The organism is Rhodococcus sp. Z13, assembly GCF_025837095.1.
Classification (GTDB): Bacteria; Actinomycetota; Actinomycetes; order Mycobacteriales; family Mycobacteriaceae; genus Rhodococcus; species Rhodococcus sacchari.
Window position 1 is genome coordinate 2,085,277 of sequence record NZ_CP107551.1, and the last position, 17,378, is coordinate 2,102,654.

13 protein-coding genes and 2 pseudogenes are annotated in these 17,378 nt (G+C 71.1%); 14 read left to right on the forward strand and 1 reads right to left on the reverse strand.

From position 1 onward, the window contains the following. Positions 1–126 precede the first annotated feature (126 nt). The 13 genes and pseudogenes from pyrR to OED52_RS09655 all read left to right on the forward strand — a co-directional run bounded on the left by pyrR (position 127) and on the right by OED52_RS09655 (position 15,426). The gene (gene pyrR / locus OED52_RS09595) at positions 127–741 is read left to right on the forward strand and encodes a bifunctional pyr operon transcriptional regulator/uracil phosphoribosyltransferase PyrR (protein WP_264154396.1); all 615 of its coding nucleotides are present in this window, start codon (positions 127–129) and stop codon (positions 739–741) included. Next, positions 738–1,679 (forward strand): aspartate carbamoyltransferase catalytic subunit, encoded by a 942-nt coding sequence (locus OED52_RS09600; protein WP_264154397.1) that lies wholly within the window; start codon positions 738–740, stop codon positions 1,677–1,679. Before pyrR ends, OED52_RS09600 begins: the two co-directional genes overlap by 4 nt. Positions 1,680–1,723: 44 nt before the next feature. After that, positions 1,724–3,037: a dihydroorotase gene (locus tag OED52_RS09605; protein WP_264154398.1), complete on the forward strand. Its 1,314-nt coding sequence runs from the start codon at positions 1,724–1,726 to the stop codon at positions 3,035–3,037. Positions 3,038–3,045: 8 nt separating this feature from the next. After that, a complete protein-coding gene (locus tag OED52_RS09610) occupies positions 3,046–3,537 on the forward strand; it encodes a PH-like domain-containing protein (RefSeq protein ID WP_264154399.1) in 492 nt (163 codons plus the stop codon). 117 nt (positions 3,538–3,654) lie between these two features. Next, positions 3,655–4,839, forward strand: a complete 1,185-nt coding sequence (gene carA / locus OED52_RS09615) for a glutamine-hydrolyzing carbamoyl-phosphate synthase small subunit (protein WP_264154400.1) — start codon at positions 3,655–3,657, stop codon at positions 4,837–4,839. Then, on the forward strand, positions 4,839–8,183 hold the full coding sequence (carB, locus tag OED52_RS09620) for a carbamoyl-phosphate synthase large subunit (RefSeq protein WP_264154401.1): 3,345 nt from the start codon (positions 4,839–4,841) through the stop codon (positions 8,181–8,183). The genes carA and carB overlap by 1 nt, the downstream gene beginning before the upstream one ends. Further along, positions 8,180–9,007, forward strand: coding sequence for an orotidine-5'-phosphate decarboxylase (gene pyrF, locus OED52_RS09625; RefSeq protein ID WP_264154402.1), 828 nt, complete (start codon positions 8,180–8,182; stop codon positions 9,005–9,007). The genes carB and pyrF overlap by 4 nt, the downstream gene beginning before the upstream one ends. 431 nt (positions 9,008–9,438) lie before the next feature. After that, positions 9,439–9,759 carry an integration host factor, actinobacterial type gene (gene mihF / locus OED52_RS09630; RefSeq protein WP_006551450.1) on the forward strand — a complete coding sequence of 107 codons (321 nt, stop codon included), beginning with the start codon at positions 9,439–9,441 and terminating at the stop codon, positions 9,757–9,759. A gap of 6 nt (positions 9,760–9,765) precedes the next feature. Further along, positions 9,766–10,377, forward strand: coding sequence for a guanylate kinase (gmk, locus tag OED52_RS09635; RefSeq protein WP_264154403.1), 612 nt, complete (start codon positions 9,766–9,768; stop codon positions 10,375–10,377). 69 nt (positions 10,378–10,446) lie between these two features. Then, positions 10,447–10,767, forward strand: coding sequence for a DNA-directed RNA polymerase subunit omega (gene rpoZ, locus OED52_RS09640; protein WP_413247757.1), 321 nt, complete (start codon positions 10,447–10,449; stop codon positions 10,765–10,767). After that, positions 10,764–12,047, forward strand: a complete 1,284-nt coding sequence (gene coaBC / locus OED52_RS09645) for a bifunctional phosphopantothenoylcysteine decarboxylase/phosphopantothenate--cysteine ligase CoaBC (protein WP_264154405.1) — start codon at positions 10,764–10,766, stop codon at positions 12,045–12,047. Before rpoZ ends, coaBC begins: the two co-directional genes overlap by 4 nt. A 126-nt stretch (positions 12,048–12,173) precedes the next feature. Beyond that, positions 12,174–13,388, forward strand: coding sequence for a methionine adenosyltransferase (gene metK / locus OED52_RS09650; protein ID WP_264154406.1), 1,215 nt, complete (start codon positions 12,174–12,176; stop codon positions 13,386–13,388). A gap of 20 nt (positions 13,389–13,408) precedes the next feature. Beyond that, a pseudogene (locus OED52_RS09655) lies at positions 13,409–15,426 on the forward strand (primosomal protein N'). An 85-nt stretch (positions 15,427–15,511) separates the two neighbouring features. Here OED52_RS09655 and OED52_RS20765 read toward each other — a convergent pair. After that, a pseudogene (locus OED52_RS20765) lies at positions 15,512–16,123 on the reverse strand (hemerythrin domain-containing protein); the annotation flags it as partial. Between the two features lie 68 nt (positions 16,124–16,191). Here OED52_RS20765 and OED52_RS09665 point away from each other — a divergent pair. Beyond that, on the forward strand, positions 16,192–17,220 hold the full coding sequence (locus tag OED52_RS09665) for an esterase/lipase family protein (protein ID WP_264154407.1): 1,029 nt from the start codon (positions 16,192–16,194) through the stop codon (positions 17,218–17,220). The last annotated feature ends 158 nt before the right edge of the window (positions 17,221–17,378 follow it).

Below are 17,378 nucleotides of genomic sequence, written 5' to 3' on the forward strand. Positions count from 1 at the left end.
GTCCGGGGCCTGTGTCGGGCTTCACCCGCCATCCGTACCGGGCCACCCTCCGGGCGCTGCTAGGCTCGATATTCGTCAGGCATCCTTTAACGATCCGTCCAGTGAGGCGGAGAAGGAGGTCGCTGCATGGCCGTGTCCGAGGACGGGTCCACAGCTTCTACCCCCACTGCGTCTTCCGGTACCGGCGTACCGGCCCGTGAGCTGCTCTCCGCCGCCGACGTCAACCGGACCATCGCCCGGATCGCGCATCAGGTCATCGAGAAGACCGCGCTCGACAGCGACGAAGCGCCCCGCGTCGTGCTTCTCGGCATCCCCACGCGCGGCATCGCGCTCGCCCAGCGCCTCGCGGACCGCATCGAGGAGTTCTCCGGAGTCCGCGTTCCCGTCGGTTCGCTCGACATCACGCTGTACCGCGACGACCTGCGCACCAAACCCCACCGGCCGCTCGAACGCACCTCGGTGCCCGAAGGCGGCGTAGACAACACACTCGTCGTCCTCGTCGACGACGTCCTGTTCTCGGGCCGCTCCGTCCGTGCTGCCCTCGACGCACTGCGCGATCTCGGCCGCCCCCGCGCGGTCCAGCTCGCCGTGCTCGTCGACCGCGGTCACCGCGAACTCCCGCTGCGCGCCGACTACGTGGGCAAGAACGTGCCCACCGCCCGCAGCGAGGACGTGCGTGTGCTGCTCACCGAACACGACGGACGCGACGCGGTCGAGATCTCGGGAGGCAAGACCCAGTGAAACACCTGCTCACCATCGCGGACCTGACCAAGGACTCCGCGACCGAGCTTCTGGACGAAGCCGAACGGTTCGAGCAGGCTCTGCTCGGGCGTGAGGTCCGCAAGCTGCCCACCCTGCGCGGCCGCACCGTCATGACGGTCTTCTACGAGAACTCCACCCGGACCCGGGTGTCGTTCGAGGTGGCCGGCAAGTGGATGAGCGCCGACGTCATCAACGTCTCGGCGTCGAGCTCGTCGGTGAAGAAGGGCGAGTCGCTGCGCGACACCGCCCTGACCCTGCACGCCGCCGGCGCCGACGCCCTCGTGGTGCGGCACTCCGCCTCGGGTGCCGCCCACCGGATCGCGCAGTGGACCAACGAGTCCGGCTCCGGACCGTCCGTCGTCAACGCCGGCGACGGCACCCACGAACATCCCACCCAGGCCCTGCTCGACGCCCTCACCCTGCGTCAGCGTCTCGGCGCGATCGAGGGCCGCCGCATCGGCATCGTCGGCGACGTGCTGCACAGCCGCGTCGCCCGGTCGAACGCGCTGCTGCTGAGCATGCTCGGCGCGGAGGTCGTGCTCATCGCCCCGCGCACCCTGCTCCCCGTCGGTGTCGAGACGTGGCCGGTGACGGTCGCCGACTCCCTCGACGCGGAACTGCCGAGCCTCGACGCGGTGATGATGCTGCGGGTGCAGGCCGAACGCATGAACGGCGGGTTCTTCCCGTCCTCCCGCGAGTACTCGATCCGATACGGACTCAACGCCAAGCGCGCCGCGCTGCTGCCCGAACACGCCGTGATCCTGCACCCCGGCCCGATGCTGCGCGGCATGGAGATCGGCTTCCCGGTCGCCGACGCCCCGCAGTCCGCGGTGCTGCAGCAGGTGAGCAACGGGGTGCACGTGCGGATGGCGGTGCTCTTCCGGCTGCTGGTGGGCACCGAAGGGGCCCTGTCGTGACGCACTCCGCACGACCGGCCGACACAGGAACAGGAGATACACAGGTGACGCCGCAGGTGCTCATCCGCAACGTCCGGATCTACGGCGAGGGCGACCCGGTCGACGTGCTGCTCGGCGACGAGCAGATCCTCGCGATCGGTACCGGCCTCGACGCCGGAGCGGACGCCGAGGTCGTCGACGGCAAGGGACAGATCCTGCTGCCCGGCTTCGTCGACCTGCACACCCACCTGCGCGAACCGGGCCGTGAGGACACCGAGACGGTCGACTCCGGCTCCGCTGCCGCCGCCCGCGGCGGCTACACCGCCGTGTTCGCGATGGCCAACACCGACCCGGTCGCCGACTCCGTCGTGGTCACCGACCACGTGTGGCGCCGCGGCCGTGAGGTCGGGCTCGTCGACGTGCACCCGGTCGGTGCCGTCACCGTCGGGCTCGAGGGCAGGCAGCTCGCCGAGATGGGCACCATGGCTGCCGGCGTCGGCCGGGTGAAGATGTTCTCCGACGACGGCAAGTGCGTCCACGACCCGCTGCTGATGCGCCGCGCGCTCGAGTACTCCGCCTCGCTCGGTGTGCTCATCGCCCAGCACGCAGAGGAGCCGCGGCTGACCGTCGGTGCCGTTGCCCACGAGGGACCGACCGCTGCCCGTCTGGGGCTGACCGGTTGGCCGCGTGCCGCCGAGGAGTCCGTCGTCGCCCGCGACGCGCTGCTCGCCCGTGATGCCGGGGCCCGCGTGCACATCTGCCACGCGTCGACGGCCGGCACGGTCGAGCTGGTGCGCTGGGCCCGCTCCCAGGGCATCTCGATCAGTGCCGAGGTCACCCCGCACCACCTGCTCCTCGACGACTCGCGGTTGGAGAGCTACGACGGCATCAACCGGGTCAATCCGCCGCTGCGCGAGAAATCCGACGTCGAAGCGCTGCGCCGCGGCCTCGCGGACGGGACCATCGACTGTGTGGCCACCGACCACGCCCCGCACGCCGAACAGGACAAGTGCTGCGAGTTCTCGCAGGCACGCCCCGGCATGCTCGGCCTCGAGACGGCCCTGTCGATCGTGATCGAGACGATGGTCCGCCCCGGGCTGCTGGACTGGCGCGGCGTCGCGAAGGTCATGAGCGAGCGGCCCGCCGAGATCGTCGGCCTCGACGACCAGGGCCGCCCCATCGAGGTGGGCGAGCCCGCCAACCTCGTGCTGGTGGACCCCGATACCGAGTGGACGGTCCGCGGCCGCGAGCTGGCGAGCATCTCCCACAACACGCCCTACGAGGACATGACGCTGCCGGGGAAGGTGACCACCACGGTGCTGCGCGGACGGATCACCGCCCGCGACGGTGAGGTCTTCCCCCTGACCGGTGAGAGGTAGGCGGCGACATGGATCGCGTATGGCTCACCCTCGGCTTCGTGGCCCTGTGGGTCGTGCTCGTGCTGCTCATGTGGAAGGGCTGGCGGGGACGCGCCCGCCGCCAGCAGGACGTCATCGGGGAACTGCCCGCCGTCCCGGCCGAGCCGGGGGAGCGGATCCTCGAACCGACGACCGGCCTCTACGTCGGCAGCACCATCGCCCCGAGCTGGCAGGACCGGATCGCTGTCGGCGACCTCGGCTACCGTGCCACCGCGGAGCTGAGCCGCTACCGCACCGGGGTGCTGCTCGAACGCACGGGCGCATCCCCGATCTGGATCCCGCAGGAGTCGATCCGCGCGATCCGCACCGAACGGGGCCTGGCGGGCAAGGTCATGACGAAGGACGGGGTGCTGGTCATCCGCTGGCAGCTCCCGTCCGGCACGGAGATCGACACCGGTTTCCGCGGCGACGACAAGTCGGTCTACCCGCTCTGGACGAACGGGACCGGCGAACAATCTTGAGACGGTGACGATCACAACGACGATGACGATCACGACGAACAACACGACGAACACGACACGCGAGATCTCAGCCCGTGCGGCCGGCTCTGGTGCGGTCGAAGAGAACGGAGACAACGCATGAGCGGCAGAACATTCGGCGGCGGCACGGCCGTGCTGGTCCTCGAGGACGGGCGCGTCTTCCGCGGTATCCCCTTCGGTGCGGTCGGACAGACCCTCGGTGAGGCCGTGTTCAGCACCGGCATGACCGGCTACCAGGAGACCCTCACCGACCCCAGCTATCACCGGCAGATCGTGGTGGCCACCGCCCCGCAGATCGGCAACACCGGCTGGAACGACGAGGACAACGAGTCCGTCGGCCCCACCGGCGACGCGGCCGAGGCCAAGATCTGGGTGGCCGGCTTCGTGGTGCGCGATCCCTCCCGCCGCGTGTCGAGCTGGCGCGCCAACGGCTCGCTGCAGGACGAACTCGAGCGTCAGGGTGTCGTCGGCCTCGCGGGCATCGACACCCGCGCGCTGGTCCGGCACCTGCGCACCCGCGGTTCGATGCGCGCCGGCGTCTTCTCCGGCGACGCCCTCGTCTGGAAGGGCGACGACCTCGACGTCGACGCCCTGCTCGACCGTGTGAAGAGCCAGCCCACGATGCTCGGCGCCGACCTGGCCGGCGAGGTGAGCACCCCCTCCGGTTACATCGTCGAGCCCACCGGCGGCGAGGCCCGCTTCACCGTCGCGGCCATCGACCTCGGCATCAAGACCAACACCCCGCGCATGTTCGCCGAGCGCGGCATCCGCGTGCACGTGCTGCCGTCCACCGCGACGCTGCACGACATCCTCGACCTGAAGGCCGACGGGGTGTTCCTGTCCAACGGCCCCGGCGACCCGGCCACCGCGGACGGCGCCGTGCACCTGACCAAGGAGGTGCTCGGCCAGGGCCTGCCCCTGTTCGGCATCTGCTTCGGCAACCAGATCCTCGGCCGCGCCCTCGGCCTGGGCACCTACAAGATGAAGTTCGGTCACCGCGGCATCAACATCCCGGTGGTCGAGCACGAGACCGGCCGCATCGCCATCACCGCGCAGAACCACGGGTTCGCGCTCGAGGGCGAGGCCGGCCAGGAGTTCGACACCCCGTTCGGTCGCGCGGTCGTCAGCCACACCTGCGCCAACGACGGCGCGGTCGAGGGCGTCAAGCTCCTCGACGGCACCGCCTTCTCGGTGCAGTACCACCCGGAAGCGGCGGCCGGACCGCACGACGCCGCCTACCTGTTCGATCGTTTCACCCGCATGCTCGAGGGAGAGAAGAACTGATGCCACGCCGTACCGACCTCTCCCACGTCCTGGTCATCGGCTCCGGCCCGATCGTCATCGGTCAGGCCTGCGAGTTCGACTACTCCGGCACCCAGGCCTGCCGGGTGCTCCGCGAGGAGGGCCTGCGGGTCTCGCTCGTGAACTCGAACCCGGCCACGATCATGACCGACCCCGAGTTCGCCGACTCGACCTACATCGAACCGATCACCGCCGAGTACGTCGAGAAGGTCATCGCCACCGAACAGGCCAACGGCACGCCGATCGACGCGCTGCTCGCCACCCTCGGCGGCCAGACCGCGCTGAACACCGCTGTCGCCCTCGCCGAACGCGGCACCCTCGACAAGTACGGGGTCGAGCTCATCGGCGCCGACTTCGACGCCATCCAGCGTGGTGAGGACCGGCAGAAGTTCAAGGACATCGTCACCAAGTGCGGCGGCGAGTCCGCTCGCTCGCGGGTCTGCTACACGATGGACGAGGTCCGCGAGACCGTCGCCGAGCTCGGCTACCCGGTGGTCGTGCGCCCGTCCTTCACCATGGGCGGCCTCGGTTCCGGCATGGCCTACGACGAGGCCGACCTCGAGCGCATCGCCGGTGGTGGCCTCGCCGCCTCGCCGACCGCGAACGTCCTGATCGAGGAGTCCATCCTCGGCTGGAAGGAGTACGAGCTCGAGCTCATGCGCGACGGCCGCGACAACGTGGTCATCGTCTGCTCGATCGAGAACGTCGACCCGGTCGGTGTCCACACCGGCGACTCGGTCACCGTCGCTCCCGCGATGACCCTCACCGACCGCGAGTACCAGAAGATGCGCGACCTCTCGATCGCCATCCTCCGCGAGGTCGGCGTCGACACCGGCGGCTGCAACATCCAGTTCGCGTTGAACCCGCGCGACGGCCGCCTGATCGTCATCGAGATGAACCCCCGCGTGTCGCGGTCGTCGGCGCTGGCCTCGAAGGCCACCGGCTACCCGATCGCGAAGATGGCCGCGAAGCTGGCCATCGGGTACACCCTCGACGAGATCGTCAACGACATCACCAAGGAGACCCCGGCCTGCTTCGAGCCCACGCTCGACTACGTCGTGGTCAAGGCCCCGCGCTTCGCCTTCGAGAAGTTCCCCGGCGCCGACGGCACCCTCACCACCACCATGAAGTCGGTGGGTGAGGCCATGTCGATCGGCCGCAACTTCACCGAGGCGTTCGGCAAGGTGCTGCGCTCGCTGGAGACCAAGTCGGCGGGCTTCTGGACCGGCCCCGAGGTCGAGGGCACCCTCGACGAGCTGCTCGAGGAGATCCGGACGCCGACGGACGGCCGCCTGTACAAGATCGCGCGGGCCTTCGAGCTCGGTGCGACCGTCGAGCAGATCTTCGACGCCACCAAGATCGACCCGTGGTTCCTCGACCGGTTCGCCTACATCGTCGAGCTGGGCCAGGACGTCCGCTCCGCCGACGAGTTCGGTGCCGCGGAGCTGCGCTTCGCCAAGCACCACGGCTTCTCCGACCGGCAGATCGCGGCGCTGCGCCCGCAGCAGTTCGCCTCCGAGGACGACGTCCGTGCCCTCCGCTACGAGCTGGGCATCCACCCGGTCTACAAGACCGTGGACACCTGCGCCGCCGAGTTCGAGGCCAAGACGCCGTACCACTACTCGACCTACGAACTCGACCCCGCGGCCGAGTCCGAGGTGGCCGAGCAGCGCGACAAGCCGAAGGTGCTCATCCTCGGTTCCGGCCCGAACCGCATCGGCCAGGGCATCGAGTTCGACTACTCGTGCGTCCACGCCGCACTGACCCTGTCCGAGGCCGGCTACGAGACCGTGATGGTCAACTGCAACCCGGAGACGGTCTCGACCGACTACGACACCGCCGACCGCCTGTACTTCGAGCCGCTCACCTTCGAGGACGTCCTCGAGGTGTACCGCGCCGAGTGCGAGTCCGGCACCGTCGCCGGCGTCATCGTCCAGCTCGGCGGCCAGACCCCCCTCGGCCTGGCCCGCCGCCTGAAGGCCGCCGGGGTGCCGATCGTCGGCACCTCGCCCGAGGCCATCGACCTCGCGGAGGACCGCGGCGAGTTCGGCCGTGTCCTCGACGAGGCCGGCCTGCCCGCCGCCAAGTACGGCACCGCCACCACCTTCGAGGGGGCGCGGGAGATCGCCGCCGGCATCGGATACCCGGTGCTGGTGCGCCCGTCCTACGTCCTCGGTGGCCGCGGCATGGAGATCGTGTACGACGAGAAGGCTCTCGAGACCTACATCTCGAATGCCACCGAGATCTCCGACGACCGGCCGGTGCTCGTCGACCGCTTCCTCGACGACGCGGTGGAGATCGACGTCGACGCGCTGTGCGACGGCACCGACGTGTACATCGGCGGGATCATGGAGCACATCGAGGAGGCCGGTATCCACTCCGGCGACTCGGCCTGCGCGCTGCCGCCGATCACCCTGGGCCGCTCCGACATCGAGAACGTCCGCCGCTCGACGGCGGCGCTCGCGAAGGGCATCGGCGTCAAGGGGCTGCTCAACGTGCAGTACGCCCTCAAGGACGACATCCTGTACGTCCTCGAGGCGAACCCGCGCGCGAGCCGCACGGTGCCGTTCGTGTCCAAGGCCACCGCGGTGCAGCTGGCCAAGGCGTGCGCCCGCGTCATGCTCGGCGAGTCCATCGCCGACCTGCGCGCGGCGGGCATCCTCCCGGCCGAGGGCGACGGCAGCCACATCCCGCTCGACTCGCCGGTCGCCGTCAAGGAGGCGGTGCTGCCGTTCAACCGGTTCCGCCGCGCCGACGGCACGGGCATCGACACCCTGCTCAGCCCCGAGATGAAGTCCACCGGTGAGGTCATGGGCCTCGACGACGACTTCGGCACGGCCTTCGCCAAGAGCCAGACTGCCGCCTACGGCTCGCTGCCCATCTCGGGCACGGTCTTCGTCTCGCTGGCGAACAAGGACAAGCGGTCGATGATCTTCCCGGTCAAGCACCTGGCGGATCTCGGTTTCCACATCATGGCCACCGTCGGCACCGCCGAGGTGCTGCAGCGCAACGGTGTGCCCTGCGAGCGGGTCTACAAGGTCTCCGGCGAGGACCGGCCCGAGGGCGCCCTCGACGTCGTCGACCGGATCCGCGCCGGGGAGGTCGACATGGTCATCAACACCCCCTGGGGTAACGGTGGACCGCGCATCGACGGCTACGAGATCCGCAGCGCCGCCGTCGCCGCGAACATCCCGTGCATCACCACGGTGCAGGGCGCCGCGGCCGCGGTGCAGGGCATCGAGGCCGCCCTGCGCGGGGACATCGGCGTCAGCTCGATCCAGCGGATGCACGCGCGCCTGCGCGACGCGGCCGCCTCGCAGGCATGACCCCCTTCGGACAGCGGCTCGCGGACGCTCTCGACCGCCGGGGCCCGCTGTGCGTGGGCATCGACCCGCATCCCGGGTTGCTCACCGCCTGGGGACTCGGGGTCGACGTCGACGGGTTGACCCGCTTCAGCGAGCTGTGCGTCGAGGCGTTCGGCACCACGGTCGCCGTCGTGAAGCCGCAGGTGGCGTTCTTCGAGGCCTTCGGCTCGGCGGGCCTGGCCGTCCTCGAACGCACCATCGCGGCGCTCACGGAGGCCGGCGCCCTGGTGCTCGCCGACGCCAAGCGCGGCGACATCGGCTCCACGATGGACGCCTACGCCCGCACGTGGCTCTCGGACGGCTCCCCGCTGCGTTCCGACGCGGTGACGGTGTCGCCCTATCTGGGCTTCGGTTCGCTCGCTCCGGCGCTCGATCTGGCCGCCGGAACGGGCCGCGGAGTGTTCGTGCTGGCCGCCACCTCCAATCCGGAAGGGGCGCAGGTGCAGACCGCCCGGGTGGCCGACGGGCGCAGCGTCGCGCAGGTCGTGGTGGACGAGGCCGCGGCCCGCAACGCCGACGCCGTGGGGCTCGGCTCGGTGGGTGTGGTCGTCGGCGCGACCCTCGCCGAGGCACCCGACCTGTCCGGCCTGCACGGTCCCATCCTGATGCCCGGTGTGGGCGCCCAGGGCGGCACCGCCGAGGACGTGCGCCGGCTCGCCGGTGACCATCTGCGGGCGGTCGTGCCCAACGTCTCGCGGGACGTGCTGCGCCACGGCCCGTCCGTCACCGAACTGCGGGCCGCCGTCGCCCGCACCGTGGAGGGTTTCGCCTTCCTGCAGAACTGACCGTCCACGGCTCGTGCCCGGACCGCCGCCGCGGGGTCCGGGCACGAGCCGTACGTGCAGGCGGTATGTCCTCTGACCTGCGCCCCGAGGGGGTGCGACACGCGAGAGGTCGGAGAAAATTTTTCGTTCGTTCCCGACCGATCCGGGCGGGTGTAGCCCGGATCACGGTGACGACGGGCACGGATCCGGCCTCCCACCGGACACACCCGTTCTGACCTGCGGTTTCCTTTCGTTTCGGCAGGTCGGGGCGACGGGGGAGAGTTCACTGGGCGGGGCGGATCCCACGGCCGGATCCGCGTGCATTACCGCACGGATTTTCGAGAGCGACGCCGGGGGGTGGGTTCGCATTCGTCGGTGGTCGTGAGTACGGTCGCTATCGCCGCTGGTTGCAGCGGTGAAGACTCGAAAGCCAACGATGAGACGGAGGAACCGTGGCCCTTCCCCAGCTGACCGATGAGCAGCGCGCCGCTGCTCTGGAGAAGGCGGCTGCTGCCCGTCGCGCCCGGGCTGAGCTCAAGGAGCGCCTGAAGCGCGGCGGCACCGACCTCAAGCAGGTGCTCAAGGATGCCGAGAACGACGAGATCCTCGGCAAGATGAAGGTGTCCGCGCTGCTCGAGGCCCTGCCGAAGGTCGGCAAGGTCAAGGCGCAGGAGATCATGACCGAGCTGGAGATCGCCCCGACCCGCCGTCTGCGCGGCCTCGGCGACCGCCAGCGCAAGGCCCTGCTCGCCAGGTTCGATTTCGACGCCTGAGCGACCGTGGTAGCTGACGCACGAACCGTGACGGACAGCGCACCCGCAACGCGGAGGGGCCGGCTGGTTGTCCTGGCCGGTCCCTCCGCGGTGGGGAAGTCGACCGTCGTACGCCTGCTGCGGAGCCGGATTCCGGATCTGCACTTCAGTGTCTCCGCGACCACCCGGGACCCGCGCCCGGGCGAGGTGGACGGGGTGGACTACCACTTCGTCGGCCGCGCCGAGTTCGACCGGATGATCGACGCGGGCGAACTGCTCGAATGGGCCGACATCCACGGCGGGCTGCAGCGCTCCGGCACCCCGGCCAAGCCGGTGCTCGACGCTCTCGACCAGGGACGTCCGGTGCTCGTCGAGGTCGACCTCGCGGGTGCCCGCGCCGTCCGGGCCGCCATGAAGGACGCAGTGCTGGCCTTCCTCGCCCCGCCCAGTTGGGAGGTGCTCGTCGAGCGCCTCACCGGCCGGGGCACCGAGACCGAAGAGGTCGTCGCCCGCCGGCTCGAGACCGCCCGCGCCGAACTCGCGGCGAAGGACGAGTTCGACGTGGTCATCGTCAACGACGATGTCGACCGTGCGTGCGACGAATTGGTATCCTTGTTGGTTGGACCCGAAATCGACTGATCGCCCGAGCCCGACGTGTTCGCCCGGTCTCGTCCGGCGCCGGTTCCGACGTCCCTCCCATTCCGCGACATCTCAGGAGAACACCGAGTGAGCAGCATCCAGGCAGCCGCGACCGACCTCGAGGGCAATGCCCTCCCGGTCTACGACACCCCTCCGGGTATCACCAACCCGCCCATCGACGAGCTGCTCGAGCGCGCCTCCTCGAAGTACGCGCTGGTGATCTACGCGGCCAAGCGTGCCCGCCAGATCAACGATTACTACAACCAGCTCGGCGACGGCATCCTCGAGTACGTCGGCCCGCTGGTCGAGCCGGGTCTCCAGGAGAAGCCGCTGTCGATCGCCATGCGCGAGATCCACGCGGATCTGCTCGAGCACACCGAAGGCGAGTGAGCAACCCCGTCCCGGGCGGTGAGGCCGGATCGGCGCAGCACCGCCGCATCGTCGTCGGAGTCGCCGGCGGTATCGCCGCGTACAAGTCGTGCGCGCTGATCCGCGCCTTCACCGAGAGCGGACACCAGGTGCGCGTCGTGCCCACCGAGTCCGCTCTCGAATTCGTCGGACGTGCCACCTTCGAGGCGCTGTCGGGCAACCCCGTCCACACCGGGGTGTTCACCGACGTGCCGCAGGTGCCGCACGTCCGGCTCGGCCAGGAGGCCGATCTCGTCGTCGTCGCCCCCGCCACCGCCGACCTCATGGCCCGTGCCGTGGCCGGCCGCGCCGACGACCTGCTCACCGCGACACTGCTCACCGCGCGGTGCCCGGTGATGTTCGTCCCCGCGATGCACACCGAGATGTGGGAGCATCCGGCTACCGTCGACAACGTCGCGACCCTGCGTCGCCGGGGTGTCGTGGTCGTCGAACCCGCATCCGGTCGGCTGACCGGCAAGGATACCGGGGCCGGGCGCATGCCCGAACCCGACGAGATCTTCGCGCTCGCGTCGCTGCTGCTCGAACGGGCCGATGCACTGCCCCGCGACCTCACGGGCCGGCGCATCGTCGTCTCCGCCGGTGGCACCCGCGAACCCCTCGACCCGGTCCGGTTCCTCGGCAACCGGTCGTCGGGCAAGCAGGGCTACGCCCTCGCGCGGCTGGCCGCCCAGCGCGGCGCCGACGTCACCCTGGTGGCGGGCAGTGTCGCCGGGCTGGACGATCCGGCGGCGGTGGACGTGGTGCGAGTGCAGACGGCGGCGCAGATGCGCGACGCCGTCGGCAAGCACGCCGCCGGTGCCGACGCGGTCGTCATGGCCGCCGCGGTCGCCGACTTCCGCCCCACCACCTTCGCCACCAGCAAGATCAAGAAGGGTGCGGGGGAGCCGGACTCCGTTGCGCTGACCAAGAACGACGACATCCTCGCCGGGCTCGTCCGGGCCCGTTCCGAGGGATCGCTGTCCGCCGAGACGGTGATCGTCGGCTTCGCCGCCGAGACCGGCGACGAGCACGGCGACGTCCTCACCTACGCCCGCGACAAGCTGGCCCGCAAGGGCTGCGACCTGCTCGTGGTCAACGCGGTGGGCGACGGCAAGGCCTTCGAGGTGGACGAGAACAACGGCTGGCTGCTGTCCGCCGACGGTTCCGAAACGGCCCTCGCACACGGCTCCAAGGCCCTCATGGCCAGCCGCGTGCTCGACGCATTGGGATCGTTGCTGGCAGAACGCGGCAAGAATCGGTGATTTCAATACTCGCGCCGACGCTGTCGGGACAGTAGCGTCGGCACTGCGGTCGGGATCCGTCCCGATCGGGAGCACACGCTCCGCATACGGTTTCGCGCCTGGCGCGCACAGTCGAGAGGGAGTTTCGTGAGCAAGACCGGCGGTCGTCTTTTCACCAGTGAGTCCGTGACCGAGGGACACCCGGACAAGATCTGTGACGCCATCAGCGACTCGGTCCTCGACGCGCTCCTCGCCGAAGACCCCCGCGCCCGCGTCGCGGTGGAAACCCTCGTGACCACCGGACAGGTGCACGTCGTGGGTGAGGTCACCACCTCCGCCTACGCCGACATCCCCAAGATCGTGCGCGACCGGGTCCTCGAGATCGGCTACGACTCCTCCTCGAAGGGCTTCGACGGCAACTCCTGCGGTGTCAACATCGCCATCGGCGCCCAGTCGCCGGAGATCGCCGGCGGCGTGGACGTCTCCCACGAGGCGCGCACCGGGCAGCTCACCGACGACGAGGTCGCCCGGCAGGGCGCCGGCGACCAGGGCCTGATGTTCGGCTACGCCTGCTCGGACACCCCCGAGCTGATGCCGCTGCCCATCTCGCTGGCCCACCGCCTGTCGCGGCGCCTGACCGAGGTCCGCAAGACCGGCGTGCTGCCCTACCTGCGTCCCGACGGCAAGACCCAGGTCACCATCGAGTACGACGGCGACAAGCCCGTCCGCCTCGACACCATCGTCATCTCGACGCAGCACGCGGCCGACATCGACCTGAACAACCTGCTCACCCCGGATCTGCGCACCCACGTCGTCGACGCGGTGCTCGCCGATCCGAACCTCGCGGACCTCGACACCGAGGACGTGCGCCTGCTGGTCAACCCGTCCGGCTCGTTCGTCCTCGGCGGCCCGATGGGCGACGCGGGTCTGACCGGCCGCAAGATCATCGTCGACACCTACGGCGGCATGGCCCGCCACGGCGGCGGCGCCTTCTCCGGCAAGGACCCGTCGAAGGTCGACCGTTCGGCCGCCTACGCGATGCGCTGGGTCGCCAAGACCGCCGTCGCCGCCGGTCTCGCCGACCGCATCGAGGTGCAGGTCGCCTACGCCATCGGCAAGGCCGCCCCCGTCGGCCTGTTCGTCGAGACCTTCGGCACCGAGAAGACCGACCCGGCCCGCATCCAGCAGGCCATCGGCGAGGTCTTCGACCTGCGTCCGGGCGCGATCATCCGCGACCTGGACCTGCTGCGCCCGATCTACGCGCAGACCGCGGCCTACGGTCACTTCGGACGCACCGACATCGACCTGCCCTGGGAGAACACCGACCGCGCCGAGAAGCTGCGCGCGGCCGCCGGACTGTAGTTCCCGGCGATCGGGGCCGGGTGGCTGTCGATTTCACTGCCGCCGAGGTCGACCCGGTCGCGCGGGTGCTCCCGCTGCTGCCGGTGCCGCACCTCGACCGGGAGTTCGACTATCTGATCCCGGACGAACTGGACGCGGACGCCCGACCGGGCGTCCGCGTCCGCGTCCGGTTCGCCGGGCGACTCGTCGACGGTTTCCTGCTGGAGAGGGTCGCCACCAGCGACCATCCCGGCAAACTGGGGCGCCTCGACCGCGTCGTCTCACCCGAACGGGTCCTCACCCCGGAGATCGCCGCGCTCGCCGAGGAGGTGGCGACCCGCTACGCCGGCACCCGCGCCGACGTGCTGCGTCTCGCCGTGCCCCCACGGCATGCCCGCACCGAGGGGGAGCCGCCCCGCACCCCGGAACCGGTGCCCGCGCCGGACGTCGACACCGAGGCGTGGGCCCGCTACCGGCGCGGCGAGAACTTCCTCGAGGCCCTCACCGCCGGCCGCGCCCCCCGTGCGGCCTGGCAGGCCCTGCCGGGGGAGGACTGGCCCCGCCGGCTCGCCGAACTCGCGGCCCTCACCGCCGCGGCGGGCCGGGCCGCCGTGCTCGTCGTCCCCGACCAGCGCGACCTCGACCGGGTGCTGACGGCGTGCGCGGAGGTGGCGGGCGCCGGTCACGTCGTCGGGCTCGCCGCCGGCCTCGGCCCGGCCGAACGCTACCGACGCTGGCTCGCCGCGCTGCGCGGCTCCGCCCGGATCGTCGTCGGCACCCGCGCCGCGGTGTTCGCACCGACCCCCGGACTCGGGTTGCTCGTGGTGTGGGACGACGGTGACGACCTGCACTGCGAACCCCGCTCGCCCTATCCGCACGCGCGGGAGGTCGCGGTGCTGCGAGCCCACGCCGAGAGCGCCGCGATCGTGATCGCCGGCCACGCCCGCACCGCCGAGACCCAGGCCCTCGTCGACGCCGGATGGGCTCACGACCTCGTCGCACCCCGCGAGATCGTGCGCGCGTGCGCCCCGAAGGTCACCGCCCTCGCCGACAGCGACCACGCGCTCGCCCGCGACCCCGCCGCCCGGCCGCGCGGCTGCCCGCGATCGCGTTCGCCGCCGCCCGCGCGGCCCTCGGCGCGGGACGACCCGTGCTCGTGCAGGTACCGCGGCGCGGTTACGTTCCCGCCCTGGCCTGCGGCAAGTGCCGCGCCCCCGCCCGCTGCCGCCGCTGCAACGGCCCGCTCGCGTTGCCCGCGGCCGGGGGCCCCGACGAAGCGGCGATCCCGGCCTGCCGGTGGTGTGGTGTCGCCGATGCCCGGCACCGCTGCCACGCGTGCGGGGCCCGCTCCCTGCGTGCCGTGGTGGTGGGCGCCGCCCGCACCGCCGAGGAACTCGGGCGGGCGTTCCCGAACGTGCCCGTCGTGACGTCGGGTGGGAACGAGGTCAGGCACAGCGTGCCCGGCACCGCCGCGCTCGTGGTGTCCACCGTCGGCGCCGAACCCGTCGCCGAGGGTGGCTACGGTGCGGCGCTGCTGCTCGACGGCTGGGCCCTGCTCGGCCGCGCCGACCTACGGGCCACGGAGGAGACGATGCGGCGGTGGCTCACCGCCTCCGCGCTGGTGCGGCCCTTCTCCGAGGGCGGGCAGGTCGTGGTCGTCGCCGATTCGGGGATCCCCACCGTGCAGGCCCTGGTTCGCTGGGACCCGGTGGGGCACGCACGGTCCGAGGTCGCCGAACGCGCCGAGGTGGGCTTCCCGCCCGCGGTGCACATGGCGGCGATCGACGGTGGCTCGGCGGCCGTCGCGGAACTGCTCGAGGCCACTCGGCTGCCGGAGGACGCCGAGGTGCTCGGCCCGGTGCCGCTGCCACCCGGCCAGCGGTTGCCCTTCGGGGCCGACGGTCCCGAACCCGAGGACGTGCACCGGATGATCGTGCGCGTCGCGCGGGCGCAGGGCCGCGAGCTGGGCCGCTCACTGCGTGCCGCGCAGGCCACCCGCACCGCGCGGCGCGCGGACGGGCCGCTGCGGGTCCAGGTGGATCCCCCGCGGATCGGCTGACCGGTCCGTTCCAGGCAGCCGAGACGACCGGCAGCATCTCGCGTTCCTCGAGTTCGAGATGGGGAAGCAGCACCCCGGACGACGACAGTGCCGCGGTGAGCGCCTCGTGGCAGCCGGGCCGGTCGGCGCGGAGATCCCGGGCGGCGGTCCCGACGGCGGTGACGGCGGGTCCGATCGCGCCGTGGTCGGCGTTCATGCGGTCCACGAGCGCGGCCGCATCGGGATTCGCCTGCACGATCCGGGGATACAGGCCTCGGTCCTCGGCCTCGTGGTGATGGTGCAGGAAGTCCGTCATCCACAGCAGGTGGTCGGCCAGTGCGGTGCGGTGGGTCTCCGGCCACGACTGCGTGGCACAGGCGACCCGGATGCGCTCGAGATCGCGGCGCAGGGCGGTATGCACGACGCCCGTGATTCGGGTGGCGGCGGGTCCGTCGGGATCGGTGTTCATGACGCCTCCGGGAACCGGCGGGAATCGAAGACGGACATCGACGGCGTCTTCGGTGGGGAACGGTGAGGGGTCACCGTGCGGACCCCGGAGGAGTCCCTCACGGGACGACGACCTGCAGGAGGTCTCGAGGGGTGCGTCACCGGTGTGAACCGTCCGGCAGGAGGAGGCAAGGATCCGGGGTGAACCTGTTTTCGACCGACCGGCGGACACCGCCCCGCGTACACGGGGATAGCATCGGTCACTGCACATCGGTGCCCCGATTGTGACCGATCCTGGTCGGCGAGTCGGGTGACGCGCGCCTGGGGAGGAGCGAACGCATGGAGCCGGATCGGACGTTCGGAGCGGGGAGGATGGCCGGCGGTGTCGTCGCAGCGTGCTGCGCGGCGATGCTGGCGACGGGAGTGGCGGCGGCCCAGCCCGCCGAACCCGGGGACCCGCCGATCCTCGGACTCGGCGAGGGCTCGACCAGTCAGGTCCCCACCCGGCCGGGCGCGGTGGCCACGACCCACGCGGAGGCTGCGGAGTACGCCGAGAACCATCCAGGGACCGCACCGGCCGGCGCCAACGACTTCTCGTGCGTGCCGACCGAGGAGCACCCCCGCCCGGTGGTGCTCGTCCACGGCACGGACTCCAACAGCTACTCCGACTTCGCGGCGCTCTCACCGCTGCTCGCCGAATCGGGTTGGTGCGTCTTCGCCCTGAACTTCGGGCTCGCACCCGGCGCCGAGGACTACGGCACCGGTGACATCCGGATCTCCGCGACCCAGCTGGGCGGCTTCGTCGACGAGGTGCGCGAGGCGACCGGCGCCGAGAAGGTCGACGTCGTCGGGTACTCGCAGGGCGCGACCGTCGCCCGCTACTGGATCGCGAAGCGCGGCGGCGCCGAACACGTCCACCACTGGGTGGGACTCGCGTCCCCCAGCTACGGCGGCACCTTCTACGGGATCGGCGCGGCCGCGGCGACGCTGCCGGGCGCCACCGACATCGTCGCGGAGGAATTCTCCGTCGCCCTCGTCCAACAGCTCGAGGGATCGGACCTGCTCACCGAACTCAACACCCCCACCGACACCGTTCCGGGCGTGCGCTACACCACCATCGGCTCGAACGTCGACGAGGTGATCCAGCCCGCCGGTAACGTCGCCCTGCACGGTGAGGGGGCGGAGAACTTCGTCGTCCAGGAACTGTGCCCGCAGAACCACACCGGGCACTTCAACATGGTCTACGACCCATACACGCTGCAGTTCACGCGGCACGTCCTGGACCCCGACCGCTACGCCCCCGGTGAGTGCCGCCCGGTGGCGCTCGGCACCGGCATCCCGGAACTGATCCTGCAGTCGAACAGCTGACGCACTACCCTCCTACCACCGGCGCACCGCCGGGGACGGAGTGCGGGGATGCCGAACACGGCGCGCACACTCCCTAGACTGTGGGGAGTCCTCGCCCGTCGACTCCTGGAGCAGCATTCGTGACTTCCCTGCAGACCCCCGGCTTCGTGCCGCGCCGA